Source organism: Clostridium sp. DJ247 (assembly GCF_014231265.1).
The window spans coordinates 1-18,621 of sequence record NZ_JABAIW010000035.1 but is presented as its reverse complement, the minus strand read 5'-3'; the positions used below and the strand labels follow the sequence as shown (position 1 = coordinate 18,621).

Sequence of the window (18,621 nt, the reverse complement as noted above, 5' to 3'; positions counted from 1 at the left end):
CTAAGTAACGCCTTAAGCCTCCTTCAAGTAAACTCCTTTTCGTTCCTCAAAGGAGTACACACAGTGTAAGCGCTCACTACCAAATCAAAGATTTGAAGTGCCTGCTCAACCGACTAACACCAAATTAGAGATTTGGGTTTGCTGCTTAAGTCCTGCAAGATTATGGGTGTTACCCATTCCTCGAATATATCATTCCACCAAAGCCTTTCCTTCTAGGTGTACTTTGGCAGTCTTTATATTATAAAAATTAAGATTTATGCTATTCCTAATATTTGTTTCCTATTTACTATCCAAGAATCAGGTCTTTCACCTACCTTTCTCTTTATAATTTTACTTATATAATTCCACTTACTCCAATCATTCTTTTCATTGAATAGTTCATTGTTATCTACAAGTTTATCTTTTAATATCTTAGGTATTTTTTCTTTAAATTTATAACTCCTCCTAGCTATTACCATAGCAGCTCCATTGTGAACTGCCATTCCATACTGATGACAATATTTATAAAGTGCTATTTTACTTGTATATTGTGGTTTTACTTTAATCAATTCTACTCCCTCTTTATAACATGAGGCTTCAATCATTGTTAATAATTTTGAATATATGAATCCATGCTTTATTCTTGCAAACTTACTTTGAACATCTGTATCATTCTTAAATTTTAGATCCTCTACAGATATGCCACAATTATAAGTTTTAGCAATTAGTATAATCTGCTTAACTAATTCACCACATAAATTTAATCTTCTATTACTTCTAGCATATAGTAATTCATGTTGTTTCAAATATCTATGCCATTTATAATTTCCTTTGTTATCTATCATAGTTAAAGCAAATCCATCTGGATTAGTATCTATACCTATAATCCTATTATGTACTGTATATCTATCATCTGATTTTTGTAATTCAAAATTAATATGACAATAATACTTATCTTTTTTCTTAATCATTTCTACTTGATAAACTTCCCCAGTAGATAAATGATTTAAAAATAAATCTCTATAATTAGTACCCTTTACTTTACCAGTCTTCTTTGATAATTTTTGTGGTAAATATATAGGGACTTCAATTTTTACAGCTCTATTATTTTCAGTTTTCTCAAGTGTTGATATTTGTAGATAACTCATGTTATTATTTATTATTATTCTTAAATTGGGATTACCTTTTTTAGTCTTATCTCCTCTTGAATAAATACGATTGTTTCTACAGGCTTTCCATTCTCCGTTAGATATAAGACCCTTACATCTTTTTAAGAACATGTTTTTAGTACCAAAAACTACAGATGGAATAGTGCTAGTATCGATAAAACCCTTAAAATGATTAGCTTTTCTTTGCCTTTTATCTAATTTTTTAAGTAAAGTATTTCGTTTCTTCTCTGATAGATTATTCTTTTTATCCTTTAAAATATTTTTAATTGTAGTAACTTTTTTAGCGTAATTTTCATAGTTCATTTTTATTAGCTCTTTTTGTGAAGCAATAGTTTGCCTTGCACTTTCTACTGCATCTTTTGCCTGTCTTATGTTAAGATTGAATTTATAAGCTGCTTCTTTTTCTAAATCTCCAATCTTTTTACCTTCTAATAGTCTCCTAAAAGAATACCTTGTTGCAGTGGAGAATACTAACATCATCTTATCTATAATTGAAATTTGTGTATTCGTTTCATTTATTAATAGTGCTTTTATTGTTATTTTCAATGTTTTCTACCTTACTTTCTTTTATATTTCTAATCTTTATGCCATATTTTTGATGTAGTATTTATTTTCTCTACATCTTTATTAATGCTAATATAATTACTATTTTATCCATTTTAGTACAATAATTATTCTGAAGCCTATCGGCATTAAGCTTCTTTTAGCAATGGCATGTTTTTATAAATAAAATCCTATAAGATATTTGTGTTATGGAATTTTTAAAGCATTATCAAAACAAATTAATTAACGCAGAAAAATTAGCTGCTCCGCAGCATTATTAAAGTCATTGTTTTAAACTATACTATGTGGCTAACAACTTCTTGCCAATTTGTTAGCTTAAGTCATATTTTGTCATAGTTTTTAACAACTGTTGCTACCTCCTTATAATGCTAAAAGTGATCATTTTATAGGTTTCCTAGCAAAAACTTAAATTATACGACCAGGTATATTACCACCCCTCGTCACGTTAAATATTTTTAATTAGTCTAAAGTTCTAAGATTTTTCTAAAATTCTCACTAAGAATAAAAAATATTTATATGTATAAGTTAAATTTTCATCATGGAATTCTATGAGCTTGTACAAATTTTAATATTGTTTTTTACAAAAAAAGATTATATCATAAATTTAGCATGTTTTATCACTAAAATTTTATATAAGACAAAATTCTATAGTATTTTCATATAGATAACTACAACTTAAATTTAACTTATACGTAGGGATATATTACCAATGTTGAAGTCACATTTAAATATTTTTTATTAGTCTTAGTGAAAATTTGAGAAAAAATCTTAGAACTTTAGATATGTTTGAGGTACGAGTTTATCAAAGTTCTTTTATATTATTATGAAACTCCTCTTCCTTTCGTCAGAGGAGTACTCACAGAGTAAGCGACCATATCAAAATCACAGATTTTGTATGTCTGCTTAACCGATTCGCACAAAATCATAGATTTTGGCTCTCTGCTTAAATTTAAGCTTTAGACTAATTAAAAATATTTAACGTGACGAAACATGGTAATATATCCCGGAGTATAAGTTAAATTTCGGGCGTGTGTATCTATAACTATACTAATAAGGAGACCGTGACTTTTATGAAGAAAGTTTTTTTAGATACAGAAACTACTGGAATAGAACCTGGTGAAATTATTCAACTTACATATTGTGTTTGTGAGCCTAATGCTAATGGTGTAGAAAAGGTTTCTTTTGCAAAAAATTTCTTTTTTGCTGTTGATTACATTGAACCCTCTGCTGAAGCAGTACATGGGTTTAGCATTGAGAATTTAAAGGTTTTATCTAATGGACAAACCTTTAAAGATGTAGCTAAAGAAGTAGCTGAAGATTTAAGTGGAGGCATTCTTATTGCTCATAATATAAAATTCGATGAAAAGTTTGTTTCTTCAGAATTTAACAGAATAAATACTACATATAATTGGATGCCATTACAGTTATTTTGTACTATGGAATACTTTAAACCTATAGTTAAAGCCCAAACAAGAACTGGTAAATTAAAAAATCCTAGACTTGAAGAAACTATGGATTTTCTTCAAGTAAATAAAAATATAGTTTTTGAAGGAGCTAAGAAACTTTTTAATTGCAGCCATGTTGATTTTCATGATGCTAGATATGATGTAGCTGGACTTGTATCTTGCTACTATCGTGCTCAAAAACTAGGTTATGATTTATAAAGAAAATACTTAAAGAGAATTCCATAGGGTTCCTGTACGGAACCCTATAACAATTCACCGTTTGTAGAAGTTAGCGCTGCTTATTCTACTTCAATACCTATATTACTTAACCAATTTACAGCATATTCTTTAGCCTTTTCATCCTCATAATCTTGCCATTTATCCGTTTCTTCTTCATAACTAAATATTATATTCTTAAAGTTTCTCGTAGGTTGACTGCTTTCCAATGCATTTAATAGTTCCTCTTTTAGATATTCAGAAGATATCTCTTCCTTTGAAAAGTTAACCATAACATCATGAAAATAGGATTCTTCAATGTTAGGTATTATGATATAGCGCTGATCTGTATCATTATTAATAGAATAGGCATCTTTTAATAAATCCTTTTGCCAACTTTCTAGATCTTCTTCTCCATTTTCACCTTGAACTACACCGTTTAATTCACTGGGAATGTTAATAATATCTCCTGTATGTGTGTCTAGGTATTCCTTGCCTAAATCATAATCATTAAAAGAAAATGACTGTACAAGTAATTCTAAGTCTATATTTAATTTTTTCATAATTTTATTTTACCTCTCTTATAAAAATTTAGTTATGTTAACATTATAATCATATACGCATTGGTATAAACAATTTACCAATTAAATTTTATAATGACTTTTTTTCTTTTCTTGCATTTTTCGCTAAATTTGGAATCTTTCAATAGTATTTTAATAAACTCTGCTTAGGAGCCCTATATAGTTAGTAGTAAATTTAAAATAATGTAAAAAGTCTATGGTATAAATACTTATATCATAGACTTTTTATTAACTATATTTAATATACCTTACTCTATTAAAACTTTTTAGCTTAAATTCTCAATTCTAATTACATTTTCAACTTTATTTACTACTTCTAAGTTTCTGATTTGCTCTAAAGCTTTATTAACATTGCCTTCTCTAGTATCATGAGTAACAAAAACTATAGATACAAGATCTTTTTTCTCAGGCTTTTGTATAAAAGATAATATACTAACTTCATTCTCACCAAATATTGTAGTAATTTTACCTAAAACACCAGGTACATTTTTTACTGTGATTCTTAAGTAATACTCTGCATTAACATCATCCATACTAGAAACAGCTATATCAGTATAATGTTTAGGTATAACATTTATTCCATCTCTATCATTTCTTAAAACAGATATGATATCTCCAACCACAGCACTACCTGTAGGAAGTTCTCCTGCGCCTCTTCCATAAAGCATTAAGTCTCCTACAGCATTTCCTTTAATAAATATAGCATTAAATGAGTCATTAACATTTGCTAATGGATGAATTGCTGGAATCATTGTAGGATGTACTCTAAGTTCTAGTTTTCCATCTACTTCTTTAACAATAGCTAAAAGTTTTATAACATATCCAAGTTCTTTAGCGTATTGTATGTCTACAGATTGTATTTTAGTTATTCCTTCTCTGTATATATTGCTTACATCCACTTCAGTTTCAAATGCCAGTGTAGTTAAAATAGCTAGCTTATAAACTGCATCATATCCTTCTACATCTGAAGTTGGATCTGCTTCTGCATAACCTTTTTCCTGTGCTTCTTTTAGCGCTGCTTCGAAGCTCATACCCTCTAAAGTCATTTTAGTAAGGATATAATTTGTAGTTCCATTAATTATACCTATAACTTCTTCTATTTTATTAGCTGTCAAGCTTTCATTTATACCGTGGATTACAGGTATTCCTCCAGCAACACTAGCTTCAAAATTTACTATAACACCTTTATTTTCAGCCTCTTTGAAAATTTGCTGTCCGTTAGTTGCAATAAGAAGTTTGTTAGCAGTTACTACATGTTTTTTCTTGCTTATAGCGTTTAAAATATATTCCTTAGCAGGCTCTAATCCACCTATAACTTCTACTACAATCTTTATACTATCATCTTCGAATATTTCATCTGCATTCGTAGTTAAAAGTTCCTCTGGCACATCTACACTTCTATTTTTATTTATATCCCTTACCAATATCTTTGCTATTTCTATATCATATCCTGCTCTCTTCATTATAGCTTCTTTATTAGCATTCAGTATATTCCAAACACCCTTACCAACGTTTCCTAAACCCAATAATGCAATTTTAACTTTTTCCATAAATTCTACCCCCTTTTATTATATAGGAAATTAATTTGCAAATGCTTTGTATATAGATCTTAGTGCTTTTTCGAAATCATCATTTTCAACACCAACAATTACATTTATTTCACTAGAACCTTGATTTATCATTCTGATGTTAACATCACCTTCAGCCAGTCCTCTAAATATTTTTGATGATGTACCCTTAGTTCTATTCATTCCTCTTCCCACTGTAGCTATTAGTGCCATATTAGGATAAACCTCTAAAGAATCTGGTTGGCACTGAGCTTTAATTTGTTCTAATACGCTATCTAATTTATCTTCAAGTTGAGCATCCTCGATTACTAAAGAAACAGAGTCTATACCTGCAGGCATATTTTCAAAGGATACTCCATTGCCTTCTAATATGGCAAGTAGCTTTCTACAGAATCCTTGTTCTTGGTTCATTAGCATTTTATGTATTGCTATAACTGTAAAACCTTTCTTACCAGCTATACCTGTAATAGTTCCACTATAGCTTATAGGTTCTTTATCATCTACAATTAGTGTTCCCTTATCCTCTGGTCTATTAGTATTCTTTATATTTATAGGAATACCTAAATCTCTAATTGGAAATATACTTTCTTCATGAAGTACTTTTGCTCCCATATAAGAAAGTTCTCTAAGCTCTGTATAAGTTACTACTTCTATAGGCTTAGGATTTTCTACGATGTTAGGATCTGCCATTAAGAAACCTGAAACGTCAGTCCAATTTTCATAAAGTTCTACTTCTAAACATCTAGCAAGTATAGCTCCAGTTACATCCGAGCCTCCTCTTGAAAAAGTTTTTATAGTTCCATCAGCTAATGCTCCATAGAACCCTGGTACAACTGCTCTTTCTACTCCTGCCAACCTTTCTTTCATAGCCTCTTGTGTAGCTTCTAAATCTAGGATTGAGTGCTTTTTAAATCGTATAACCTCTGCTGCATCTACAAACTCATATCCTAAGTAATCCGCTAGTATAAGTCCGTTTAAGTATTCTCCACGACTAGCTGTATAATCTGCAGAAGCTCCCTGTTCAATTTTCTTTTTTACCTCATCTAAATGTTGCTTTATATCTATTCTAACCTCTAATTCTCTCGCTAATTCAACGTATCTTTCCTCTATATGTTTAAAAACATCTTCAATAGATATACCATTTTGAGCATGTGCATGACATAAATACAGAAGATCTGTAATTTTATAATCCTTGCTAAATCTCTTACCTGGTGCTGAAGGTACAACATACCTTCTTTTTTCATCATCAAGAACTATTGCTTTTACCTTTCTAAATTGTTCACTACTTGCTAATGAACTTCCTCCAAACTTTGCTACAATTATATTATTCATTCTTAGCCCCCCATTGTACTTTGTAAATTAATCATAAAATTATTAATAAATATTATAAAATCCAAAATGTATTGTTACCACTGGTAGATTTGCCCTAGTTAAGATCTAATCTTATAATTTATATTGTTCAAGATTTTATAATTTAAAAATCCAATATATGTTTCGCTATGTTATATATTATACTGTCTTTAAATAAAAATCAACTGTTTTTTACCGACGAACATTTTACAGTAGTTTGTTTGCCATGTAAATGTTTTTTATATTATATTTACTACATTTTTAAATTTAATTCATAATATTATAAAAATTATACAAACAGCAATTTATCCACAATCATTATTTACTTACGAATTAAGCATGGAAAAGTGTGATAACAGCATATATTCTATATCTGTTATCACACTTTTTATATTTAACTATATTAAATATAAATATATAAGTATTTTAATATATTTTACTATGAAAATCCTCTATGATTCATAATTTAGTTTATACTAAGTACAGTTCGTCTTATATGTTTTTTGTAATATTATACCTATTCTATTCGCTTAATACAATGCCATATTCTTTCATAGAATCCATTAATATCTTCGCATTATCTTCACTCATATCAATTAGTGGCAACCTAAGTTGTCCAACATTCATACCCATAAGATTCATTGCAGTTTTAACTGGAATTGGATTAGTTTCTATGAATAGTGTGTTTATTAATCCATTCATTTTAAGCTGTAACTTTCTTGCTTCTTTAACATTACCAGCTAGATACTCTTTAACCATATTATGAGTATCTTTAGGTAATATGTTTGCAACTACTGATATTACCCCTTTACCACCAAGGGATAACACTGGAACTGTCATATCATCGTTTCCACTGTAAATATAAAAATCTTCGCCACATAATCTAGCGATTTCAGCTACCAGACTTATATCCCCACTTGCTTCTTTTACAGCTTTTATATTTTCAATTTTTGATAACTCAAATACAGTTTTAGGAAGTAAATTTAGTCCCGTTCTTCCTGGAACATTATAAAGAATAATAGGTAATTTTACACTATTAGCTATAGCTTTAAAATGCTCTATAACTCCTCTTTGTGTACTTTTATTGTAATATGGCGTAACTAAAAGTAATCCATCTGCTCCTACTTCTTCTGCATACTTACTCAATTCTATTGAATAAGCAGTATTGTTGCTTCCTGTTCCAGCTATAACAGGTATTCTTTTATTTACTCTTTTAACTGCAAACTCTATAGTTCTCTTTCTTTCTTCATCGGTCATTGTTGAAGCTTCACCTGTAGTTCCACAAATTATTATAGAGTCTGTATTATTTTCTATTTGCCAATCTATTAATTCACCTAATTTATCATAATCTATTCCGTTATCTTTATATGGAGTGATTAAAGCTACTCCTGATCCTTCAAATAAACACATATATAATGCCTCCTAAAATTATAATCATTAAATAACTTTTCCTTTAACAAAACAAAAACAGCCATGAGCAAAAGGTACTCATGACTGTTATATTTAAACATCACCTTTTGCCCCAACGTGATAAGCACTCCTTTAGAAAATTGGGCAATCTTCTAAAGACAGTACTATACTTATTAAGCATAGTCCCAATATATAAGCTTACAAAACCTATATATTTCGGCGGATGACCCTTTCATGTATATTTAACGAATAAATATACATTACTTATGACAACCGCGGCCTCTGTACCACATTGTTTATACGCATATTCACTTATTAATCTCTATTAACATATTAACTAGTTTACCAAATTACATTGTTATAGTCAATTATTTTTTTATACAAGATACTATTTTATTTATTATATTACAAATGCTATTATTATTCTTATATTAAGACTTATAAATCTAAAGTTAACCAATGTATAGTGCTTTACTTATGCCTACATCTAATAGGCATACTGTTGTTGTGTTCTATTATTTCTATTATTTTTCTTACATTCATACATTAGCTTATCTGCCTTTGTAACTAGTTCTCTAATACTTACAGGGTTTTCAGGATCAAAATATGCAACTCCTACACTCATAGATACCTTGAAAGGATAGTTATTTTTTTCATTAAATTTCCTCTGATTATTTATTAGCTTATTTACAAGTTCTTTAGCATCATGTTCACCCACACCTATAGATAAAACAGCAAATTCATCTCCACCTATCCTAGCTACTACGTCATTTTCACTAAAAGTATTTTTTAAAATATTTGATGTACCAATTAAGGCACGATCTCCTTCATCATGGGATAGGGTATCATTAATACATTTTAATCCATCAAGATCTATAAAAAATAATAACATTTCTCTTTTATTACGTTTTGCAAAACTAATTTTGTGTTCTACTAAATTAAAGAATCCTCTTCTATTGTACAATGCTGTAAGCTCATCTGTAACAGACTGGGTTTTTAATTTTTCAAGCAACCTTACTTTTTCAGTAATATCTCTAATAGACAAAAGATAAGCATCTCTACCTTCCCAATCCGTCTCTGTAATACACATTTCTCCAATAACGGGTGCTCTATCTACATATGTTATTGTAACTTCCTTAGTGAGGTTTTCAATTTCGTCAAAATCAACAATATTATATATTAATTGCTTGTATTCTTCACCCAGTAACTTACTTGCTGCAGGGTTAAGATATAACACTTCCTTATGATCATTGATTACTAGTAAAGCATCTGTGTTACTTTCAAGAATTGCTCTGTAGTTTTTTTCAAGTTTTTTTATAATATCAACTGCTCTTTTAAGTTCATTATTTGCATCTTCAAGCTCTTTAGTTTTTTGCACAGCATTTTCAAAGGTAGAAAGAAGTAAATCTATTATTTGTATTCTCTCCGAATTAATAAAATGCCTCTCTCCTTCAAAAAATACTTCAATACCCATTTCACTTATTTTATTTTTCCTTAATTCTATGTTTATAAGCATATGATGAATACGTGAAAGAAGAAAACTTTCCTTATATGGTTTTGTAATAAAGTTATCAGCTTTAACCTTAAGCCCTTTTATAACATCTCCTGGATCTGATAGTGATGTTAACAGTATTACTGGAATATGCTTTAATTTGCTATTTTCCTTTATTTTCTCACATAATTCATAACCATCCATCTTTGGCATAAGTATATCTGTTATCACTAAATCAGGCATATGGTTATTAATATATTCTAAAGCTTGTAATCCATCATTTACAATTACTACTTTGTAATCTATCTTTTCAAGAATAAATCTAAGTTGTTCAGCTTGAGTTAAGCTATCTTCAACAACTAATATTTCTGTGTTTTGGATCATGTTTATCCTCCTTATGCATAAATAAGAACCGTATTTATACTTTATACTTTTCCTAACAACTCTGCAATTTTTTCAGGTGAGAGAACATAGGTAGCTGCATCTATCTTTACTGCTTCTCCAGGCATACCATAAATTATAGAAGTTTCTCTATTTTGTGCTACTGTAATTGCGCCTTTATTCTTTAATAGCTTTAACTCTTCCACACCGTCTTTCCCCATTCCTGTAAGAAGAATTCCTATAGAATTTTCTCCATAATATTTAGCAACAGATCTAAATAGATATGAAACTGAAGGTTTCAATCCATTTTCTTTTTCGTTATCACTTAAAAATATCTGTCCATTGCCTATAACTTCCATATGAAATCCATCAGGTGCAAAATAGATATGCCCTGATAGTGCTTTTTCTCCTTGTTTGGCTATATGTATAGGATACTTTGTAGTTTGAGAAAGCCATTCCACAAGGCCATTTAAAAACCCAGGGGTTATATGCTGCACCACAAGTATAGGTACTTTAATATTCTCAGGAAGTTTAGAGAATATAGTTTGAAGCACAGGAGGACCCCCTGTAGATACTCCTATAACAGCTATTTTTATACTAGGCGAAGTATTCCTTACCCTAATGTCGTTTAATACACTAGATTGAATGTTTTTATGAGCCACTTTACGCTTTATAACTTTTACTTCTGACATGAGTTTAACCATATTAATAATATTTTGAGATACTTGTTGAAAATTAACATCTGCTACTCCTATTGGTTTTTCTATAACTGAAACAGCTCCTGCATCTATAGCTTGAAAAGTTTTACTCACATCTTGGGAATCAAACAGTCCAGTTACCACTATAATAGGTACAGGATTTGTTTCCATTATCCTTCTAGTTGCCTCAAATCCATTCATTCCAGACATATTTATATCCATAGTTATAATATCAGGTTTGCTTCTTTCTATAAACTTAATTGCCTCTTCTCCACTATTAGCCACTCCAATTACTTCAATATTTTCATCGGAATTTAATATATAGGTCATTAATTCCCGAATAGTAGGAGAATCATCAACTATAAGTACTTTAATCATATTTTACACTCCTACATAAAATTTTTATATTAATCTTTTTATAATTTCTAAAAGATTACTTTGTTGAAAATCACTTTTTACAATATATGCACTTGCTCCTACATCTATCCCTCGTTCCTTGTGTTCCATTGACTTAAGAGATGTTACTAGTATAACAGGAATCTCTGATAATTCACTATCCATTCTAATCTTTTTAGTGAGCTCAAAACCATCCATTACTGGCATTTCAACATCTGTTATTACCATATCAAATCTTTCGTTTTTTAATAATGTCCACCCCTGAAGTCCATCTACTGCAGTTTTAACTAAATATCCATGTGTTTCTAGGATATTTTTTAAAAGAGTTCTTGAGGTAATGGAATCATCTACCACAATGATAGATTTTTTTTCAATATTCTCTGTTACTCTATTTTTAATGATATTTGAAGCTTTATTTCCATACTTAATTGATGATTTTATCAAGTCTTGTACATCTAGTATTGGAACCACTTCTCCTGATCCTAGAATTGTTGCTCCTGAAATATTCCTAACTCGTTTTAACTGTTTGTTAAATCTTTTTACAAGCACTTCCTGCTCTATTACTACTTCATCAACAGCAAAAGCTATTCTCTTTTCCATATTATTAACCACTAAAATAGAAATACTATTATTTAATATATATTCTGATTCGTATTCTTGTATTTCTAATATATCTGTAAGGTAGACAATGGGTATAATACAGTTATCTATTATTACAGCATTATTGTTCTCTATTACCTTTATTTCATCCCTTTTAATTCTAATTACTTTTTCAACTTTGCTCGTCGGTATTATAAAGGTCTGTTTTTCAACTTTTACAATTATTCCTCTATTAGTAGAAATAGTTATTGGTAATATAATAACAAAGGTAATTCCCTTTTGCTTTTCACTTTGTACTGTTATTAAACCTTCAAGCTTTTGTATTTTTTCATGTACAATAGCAAGCCCTAATCCTCTACCAGAAATATCGGTAATAATATCACTGGTAGAAATACCGGATTTAAAAATAAGTCTTTGTGCATTTTCATCATCCATAATGTCAACTTCTGCTTGTGTTAGAATCTTATTCTTAACAGCTTTTTGTTTAAGTTTGTTAACGTCAACTCCTGACCCATCATCAGAAATTTCAATTTTTACTCTATTACCACTAACTTCAGTAACATTTATAGATATTCTTCCTTTTGAAGGTTTTTCTAGCCTTTTTCTTTCTTCTACGGTTTCAATTCCATGATCTATACAGTTCCTAATTATATGCATTATGGGTATCTTAATCTCTTCAAGAATACGTCTATCAATTTCTATATTCATTCCATTACTAATAAATTCAACTTCCTTCCCAATTTGCCTTGATAAATCTCTAATCATCTTAGGAAACATTTCTATTATGGAAGAAAAAGGAAGCAACATCATATCTTTTATATCTTCCATAAAGGTATCCATCATAGCTTCTATAGTTCTTTCATCATCTTCAGCTGCTTTAATCAAATGGTCTAAATTATTTTCTAGTATTTCAATATATGCATAATCATTTTCTTTTTTCCACAAATAAAGCAATTCCTTAATATTTTTGATTTCTTTAGTTCTCTGGATAGTTGAAAGCTTTGCATATAGCATTTCTTCCCCTTGAAGCAGCAAAGAATCTAATTTAGACTTAGAAACCCTAACAGTATCCCTAGTTTTATTCTCTATATCTTTTATACTGTTCATATCTTGAGCCTGGATATCCTTATGACCTATATTTAAGCTGTTATTCATAGATATATTATTCTTTATATCTATTTGATCTTCTATATTTAAGTCCACTTTTTCAGTGTTATCTATTTCAACGAAAACTTCTTTTTTTAAGTTTTTTGACTCTATCTTTTTTAATTCCTCAATTACTATAGAAATATCTTTAGTTTCGCTGTCTGATAATGAGAGAATATCTTCTATAGTGTCTACAGCTTTGTTAAGTATATCAAACATTTCGCTACTTAAAATTGACTTTCCTTTTTTAATATTAGAGAATATATTTTCTACATTATGACAAATAGTTTCAATTTCTCTAATATTTACTGAACGGGCTGCACCTTTTAAGCTATGAAATTCTCTGTGTATAGTTTCAATAACTGATTTTCTATCTTCTATTTGTTCCTTTTCTAACTCTATCATGGATAAAGAAATAGTTCTCAAGTGTTCATGAGCTTCTATGTTAAATGTGGAACGAAGTTTTTTAAAAAATTCAGCATCATTTATGTTCATATTTATTAAATCATCCTTAAACTTTATATTTTTCGGTTAACTGCTTAAGTCTATACCCCATTTCTTGAAGATTTCTAGTGGCTTCTTCTAATTGTTTCATACTGTCAAGATTTCGAATGCTTGCTTCATTTATACCTTCCATTGCTATTGCAACTTGATCCATACCCACTAACTGCTGCTGGCTAGAAGCTTCTATCTGAATAGCTGCTTGTGCTGATATAGTTATATTTTCCATAAGATTTTGTATAGCTTGCCCAGCTTCTGCCGCTTTTTCCATGCCTACATCAACAAGCTTTATCCCTTTTTCCGTAGTCATAACAGCCTTATTTGTAGCTTTCTGTATATCTTTCAATATGTTTCTTACTTGCTTTGTGCTTTGTTTTGACTGTTCTGCCAGATTTCTAATTTCTTGAGCTACTATTGAAAATCCTTTACCATGTTCTCCAGCCTTAGCCGCTTCAATGGAAGCATTTACTGCAAGAATATTTGACTGTTCTGAAATATTATCAACACTTTCTATTAGTTCACTAATATTTTGACTCTGCTCACTTAAAGCTATTATACTTTCTGCGATTTCTTTCATCTGACTGTTGATTACATCCATTCCCTGTAAAGTTTCTTCTGTGGCCTTACTTCCTGATTTAGATATTTCAAGTGAATGTTTTGCACTATTTGATACATTTTTTGTTTTCTCACTTGACAAAAATACAGTCTGCTTAATTTCCTCTACTGTTGCCGTAGTTTCACTAACTGCTGAAGATGTTTCAGCTGCCCCTGATGTAACTTGAGTAAGGGAGACGGTTATTTCACTTACAGATGATGCAAGCACATTTACTACATTAATAATTTCTCTAGTTTGTTCTCTAAGGTTAACCAACATATTGCGAGCAGCTTCTATTAAAATTGCCATTTCATCAAAATGTTTTTCCTTTGAGAATTCAACAGTTAAATCACCTTGCGATATTCTAAAAGCGGCCTGTGACATTCTAATCATTGGTGTTGTAATATTTACAGATATAATAAATGCTAATATTACTATTGCTGCTGAAACAACTATCATAATTATAACCATTAAGTGCTCTAAGTTTTTTACTGGTTGAAATACCTCTGATTCATTTATCTTAACTAATACAGCCCACTTTAAATTATCAATATTTAATGGAGTGTATGCCACAATAGATTTGATATTGTGGTAATCAAAATAAGTATCTGTATCTGTTTTTCCAAGTATAACCTGCTCTGCTCCTTTAGTTCTTATTTCCTTTAAAAGTATTGTAGACTTTGCCGCTTTTATCTTTTCATCTGTATCTTCATTTAAAAATCTAGTATTATTTCTTAGCTTGTAGTCCCCTCCGATTACAAGCACTTCTCCACTTTTACCAATATTTAAAGAATTCCATTTATTATTATTAGATACAATTGCATCAAGCTTTTCTGTTCCTAATTTCAAAATAAGTACCCCAATTTTTTCGTTTCCGTTAAAAATTGGAGAGGCTATGCATGCAACAGGCTTATTAGATGTACCATAAAATTCATAGTCTGTAACTGTTGTGAAGTTCTTATCACTAGTATTCCTAGCCAATACAAAAGCTTTAGACACATTTGTATTTTTGTATGTACCATCTAAAAGATTTGTTTTATAATCGCCTTCTTTAAATATTGAATATACCACATTTCCTGTTTTTGAATCTACAAGTAGTATATCCCCATATTCTACTTTATTTGTAAAGTTAACAAAGGTAGAATTGTATTTTTCATATATACTATTATAATCACTGCTCTGAAAAGCTGTATTAGTAGTTTTACTTAATTCCAACATAGCATTTATAACCATAGGGTCCTGTGCCATATACGAAACTTTGCTTTCGACATCCTTAAAATAATTTTCTATATCCTTTTTCTTTGTATCCCTTACAAGTGCAAGCTTGTCTATAGCAGTGCTTTGTAAAGACTTTTTTGAACTGTTATAACCTATTCCTCCTATAATAGCAGCTGGTAAAATAGCAACTATTAGAAAGCTTAAAATAACCTTAGCTCTTAACCCTTTAATTTTAATCTTATTCAAATTCATCATACATATCCTCACTTAAATTACTTCTTCATCAATAATAATTTTTTCATCTCTCAGTATATTTTTTATATCTAAAACTATACTCTGTTCCTTAGTTATTCCTTTGAAATGATGAGTTTTAAAGTTCATCATATTTAAAATATCCTTTTGTAATTCACACAAAGAGATTTTATTATATCTTAGTATACTATCTATCGCTATTCCTATCTCTAGTTCATCTATTCCTACAACAATAACTTTACTTACCTTATCTGAACTCATCCTTGTAGTACTAAATCCTAGAAAGTTTCTAATATCTATAACAGATATTACCTTACCTCTAAAGTTTATTATACCTACTATAAAAGTAGGCGTACAAGGAAGCATGGTTACTTTTTTTACCAAATGAACTTCATCAATATATTGAACTTTAATAGCATATGTTTGTGATGAATTTTCACCACTTAATATAAATTCTAAAATCTCTATATTGTTATCTTTTTTTTCTTCACTATATTCATTCATAAGTTATCACCTGTAAACTATATTTTTTATGATCTGCTTTAACATACCTACTGTTATATTTTCTGAATATGGAATTGTTTCCTCTTCATTAAATCTATTAAGTAACTCTCCTGTAGTTTGAAAGTTTTTAAATGCCTCTTTCAGTTTTTCTTGTTTTAAATATAGATTTCCAAGATCAAAATAAGCTATAATAAAGTCTGAATCTAAATAAATTGCTTTTTTTAATGATAATACTGCCTCATCAATATTTCCTAGTTCTTGCTGAATACTTGCAAGAAGATGATAAAGTCTAGAACTTATCTTATCTTGGCAAATAGCTTGTTCACACCATTTAAGCGCTTCCTCAAGTTTTCCTTCATTAGCATAAGAACGTGCTAATGTTTCATAATCATTGGAATTAGGTTTGTGTTTCTTACTTAAATCTTTTGGCACACTTATATCTATAGCTTTTACTTCTGGCATTTCTAATATAATATTATTATTTTTAATTAAGCCAATAGAATTTTCCAATTTCTCACTTTTTATAGACATATAATCTTTTAATATAAAATCTTTACTAGGTAGTTCTGCTAAATTATCTTTTTTATTATTTTTACAGTATAAAAAAGTTCCATTTATATTTACTGGTACAAAAGCAGTATCATTTAAATACAAACTTTCAGTAGGTGCCGAAATTAACCATCCTCCATCTGTAATAATATTATAAAACCCCTTTATAATTTCCTGTGCTCGATGTTTGTTAAAATACATAAGAACATTTCTACAAAATATAATATCTACATCATTATTAATATAATCAACTGATATACAATTGTTATCAGCTAAGTTAAGGTTGTGAAATTCCACCAGCTTTACTACATCGTCCTTAAGCTTATAATGTATATTATCAATTTTTTTAAAGTATTTATTTTTAAAACTTAAATCTACACCTCTAAAAGACCAATCAGTATATACTGCGTTTCTAGCTTTATTAAGAAAAATTTCATTTATATCAGTAGCCACAATTTTTATATTCCAAGCTTCATAATCATGAATTAGTTCTTTAATCAAAATAGCTATGGAGTATGCTTCCTCACCAGAAGAACATCCTGCACTCCAGATTTTTAAACTTCTACTGGAATATTTTCTTTTATCAATTAGCTCAGGGAGTATTTTTTTCCTAATTATTTCAAAAAGCTTTTTATCTCTAAAGAAATAAGTTTCCCCAATTGTAAGGCAAGTAATTAAAGTCTTAAATTCCTCTGAAGATAACCTGTTTGAAAGTATTAAATTAATATATTCTTCAATATGAACATTCTTTTCTTTTGAGGCCTTTATTAAACCTCTTATAAGATCAATGAACCGTTCTTCTTGAAAATATAATCCAAACTTTGCTTCTACAAATTTATTTAAACATTGAAGAACATCTTTCGGAATATTCTTGTTCATTTTATACCTCAAGTTTTATATCTTTTAATGCTATTATATCCTATATTAGGATACATAGGAATATATTTTTTAGATTATATAAGTAAAATGTCTAAAAATGTACAAATTTAGAATTATATTGTAAAGCTTATAAAGACAAAAAACTGCATATGGAGTTACATAAAAGTAAATCTATATACAGTCTTTTGTTTTTATTAACGATTTATACTTATTTTTTCTCATGTGCTCCATTATTTAAAAAGTTTGAATAACAATAATTTATTATGTCACTTCTCTTAATTATTCCTATAAAGACATCGTTATCATCTACCACTGGAACAAAATTCTGGTTTACAGAAGTATAAAATAAATCTTCTATGTTAGAATTAATATGAACAGGTTTATTTACCATTCTCCTTGGTATATCATTCAATCTTATTTTGTTGGTACTTTTAAAATCTAAATCCTCAGTATTTTTTAACTTCCATAATAAGTCTCCTTCGGTGAGTGTACCTATGTATTTTCCATTGTTATCTAATACAGGAATAGCAGTATACCTATGATACTCCATTCTTTCAAGAGCTTGTCTCATAGTTGAATTTATATTTTCACATATTACTTCATTTTTAGGGGTCAAAAAAAATGCTATATTCATACTAGTTTAACTACTGCTTTTTTATAAAAATAGTACATAATTTATATAAACGCAGTAGCTTTCACCTGCCTTTCTTTTATTTTTTCAATTTTCCCTATAATATCTAATATTTTTTAATGTTTTATATTACCTTTATATACAGTTACAAATACATTATACCTTTACATATCATAAAACTCAATGAACTGTTTTTTAATATTTTATTAAATATATAGTTAACATATATAGAGCTGGAACTTTTAAATTTAATTTATTCCACATAGCACATTACTATATTATGCCACTGATAAATAGTTCAAGCAAGTCTAAGCCTCAAATTAAGCAGAGAGCCAAAATCTGTGATTTTGTGCGAATCGCTTACTCCTCTGACCAAAGGAAGAGGAGTTTCATAATATAAAAGGACTTTGATAAACTCGTTTACGCTCAAACAGTATCAAAGTACTAAGCTTTTCTACTAATTTGAGGCCAAGACTTGCTAATAAACTATTTAAATG

General features: G+C 29.2%; 13 protein-coding genes and 1 riboswitch. Of the genes, 1 reads left to right on the top strand and 12 read right to left on the bottom strand.

Features of this window, described 5'->3' with window-relative positions; genetic code table 11:
• Positions 1–254: 254 nt before the first annotated feature.
• Positions 255–1,694 (bottom strand): IS200/IS605 family accessory protein TnpB-related protein, encoded by a 1,440-nt coding sequence (locus HGI79_RS14335; protein ID WP_185651381.1) that lies wholly within the window; start codon positions 1,692–1,694, stop codon positions 255–257.
• Between the two features lie 1,088 nt (positions 1,695–2,782).
• Here HGI79_RS14335 and HGI79_RS14330 point away from each other — a divergent pair.
• Positions 2,783–3,376, top strand: a complete 594-nt coding sequence (locus tag HGI79_RS14330; RefSeq protein WP_185651380.1) for a 3'-5' exonuclease — start codon at positions 2,783–2,785, stop codon at positions 3,374–3,376.
• A gap of 80 nt (positions 3,377–3,456) precedes the next feature.
• On the opposite strand, the gene HGI79_RS14325 is transcribed toward HGI79_RS14330, so the two are convergent.
• From HGI79_RS14325 to HGI79_RS14275, 11 genes are all read right to left on the bottom strand, one after another.
• Complete coding sequence (locus HGI79_RS14325; RefSeq protein WP_185651379.1) at positions 3,457–3,936, bottom strand: UPF0158 family protein; 480 nt, start codon at positions 3,934–3,936, stop codon at positions 3,457–3,459.
• 284 nt (positions 3,937–4,220) lie between these two features.
• Positions 4,221–5,504 carry a homoserine dehydrogenase gene (locus HGI79_RS14320; protein WP_185651378.1) on the bottom strand — a complete coding sequence of 428 codons (1,284 nt, stop codon included), beginning with the start codon at positions 5,502–5,504 and terminating at the stop codon, positions 4,221–4,223.
• Between the two features lie 30 nt (positions 5,505–5,534).
• Entirely contained in the window at positions 5,535–6,854 is a 1,320-nt protein-coding gene (locus tag HGI79_RS14315; RefSeq protein WP_185651377.1) for an aspartate kinase, read from the bottom strand.
• Positions 6,855–7,394: 540 nt separating this feature from the next.
• Positions 7,395–8,282 (bottom strand): 4-hydroxy-tetrahydrodipicolinate synthase, encoded by an 888-nt coding sequence (gene dapA / locus HGI79_RS14310; protein ID WP_185651376.1) that lies wholly within the window; start codon positions 8,280–8,282, stop codon positions 7,395–7,397.
• Positions 8,283–8,397: 115 nt separating this feature from the next.
• Positions 8,398–8,575, bottom strand: a riboswitch (Lysine riboswitch).
• A gap of 194 nt (positions 8,576–8,769) precedes the next feature.
• The gene (locus tag HGI79_RS14305) at positions 8,770–10,158 is read right to left on the bottom strand and encodes a diguanylate cyclase (RefSeq protein ID WP_185651375.1); all 1,389 of its coding nucleotides are present in this window, start codon (positions 10,156–10,158) and stop codon (positions 8,770–8,772) included.
• 41 nt (positions 10,159–10,199) lie between these two features.
• Positions 10,200–11,231, bottom strand: a complete 1,032-nt coding sequence (gene cheB, locus HGI79_RS14300) for a chemotaxis-specific protein-glutamate methyltransferase CheB (protein WP_185651374.1) — start codon at positions 11,229–11,231, stop codon at positions 10,200–10,202.
• A gap of 24 nt (positions 11,232–11,255) precedes the next feature.
• Positions 11,256–13,490: a response regulator gene (locus HGI79_RS14295; RefSeq protein ID WP_185651373.1), complete on the bottom strand. Its 2,235-nt coding sequence runs from the start codon at positions 13,488–13,490 to the stop codon at positions 11,256–11,258.
• Positions 13,491–13,506: 16 nt separating this feature from the next.
• Positions 13,507–15,564, bottom strand: a complete 2,058-nt coding sequence (locus HGI79_RS14290) for a methyl-accepting chemotaxis protein (protein WP_185651372.1) — start codon at positions 15,562–15,564, stop codon at positions 13,507–13,509.
• Positions 15,565–15,576: 12 nt separating this feature from the next.
• Complete coding sequence (locus tag HGI79_RS14285; RefSeq protein ID WP_185651371.1) at positions 15,577–16,065, bottom strand: chemotaxis protein CheW; 489 nt, start codon at positions 16,063–16,065, stop codon at positions 15,577–15,579.
• 6 nt (positions 16,066–16,071) lie between these two features.
• Positions 16,072–17,493 (bottom strand): protein-glutamate O-methyltransferase CheR, encoded by a 1,422-nt coding sequence (locus HGI79_RS14280; RefSeq protein WP_185651370.1) that lies wholly within the window; start codon positions 17,491–17,493, stop codon positions 16,072–16,074.
• A gap of 208 nt (positions 17,494–17,701) precedes the next feature.
• Positions 17,702–18,127 (bottom strand): CBS domain-containing protein, encoded by a 426-nt coding sequence (locus HGI79_RS14275; RefSeq protein WP_185651369.1) that lies wholly within the window; start codon positions 18,125–18,127, stop codon positions 17,702–17,704.
• Positions 18,128–18,621 lie beyond the last annotated feature (494 nt).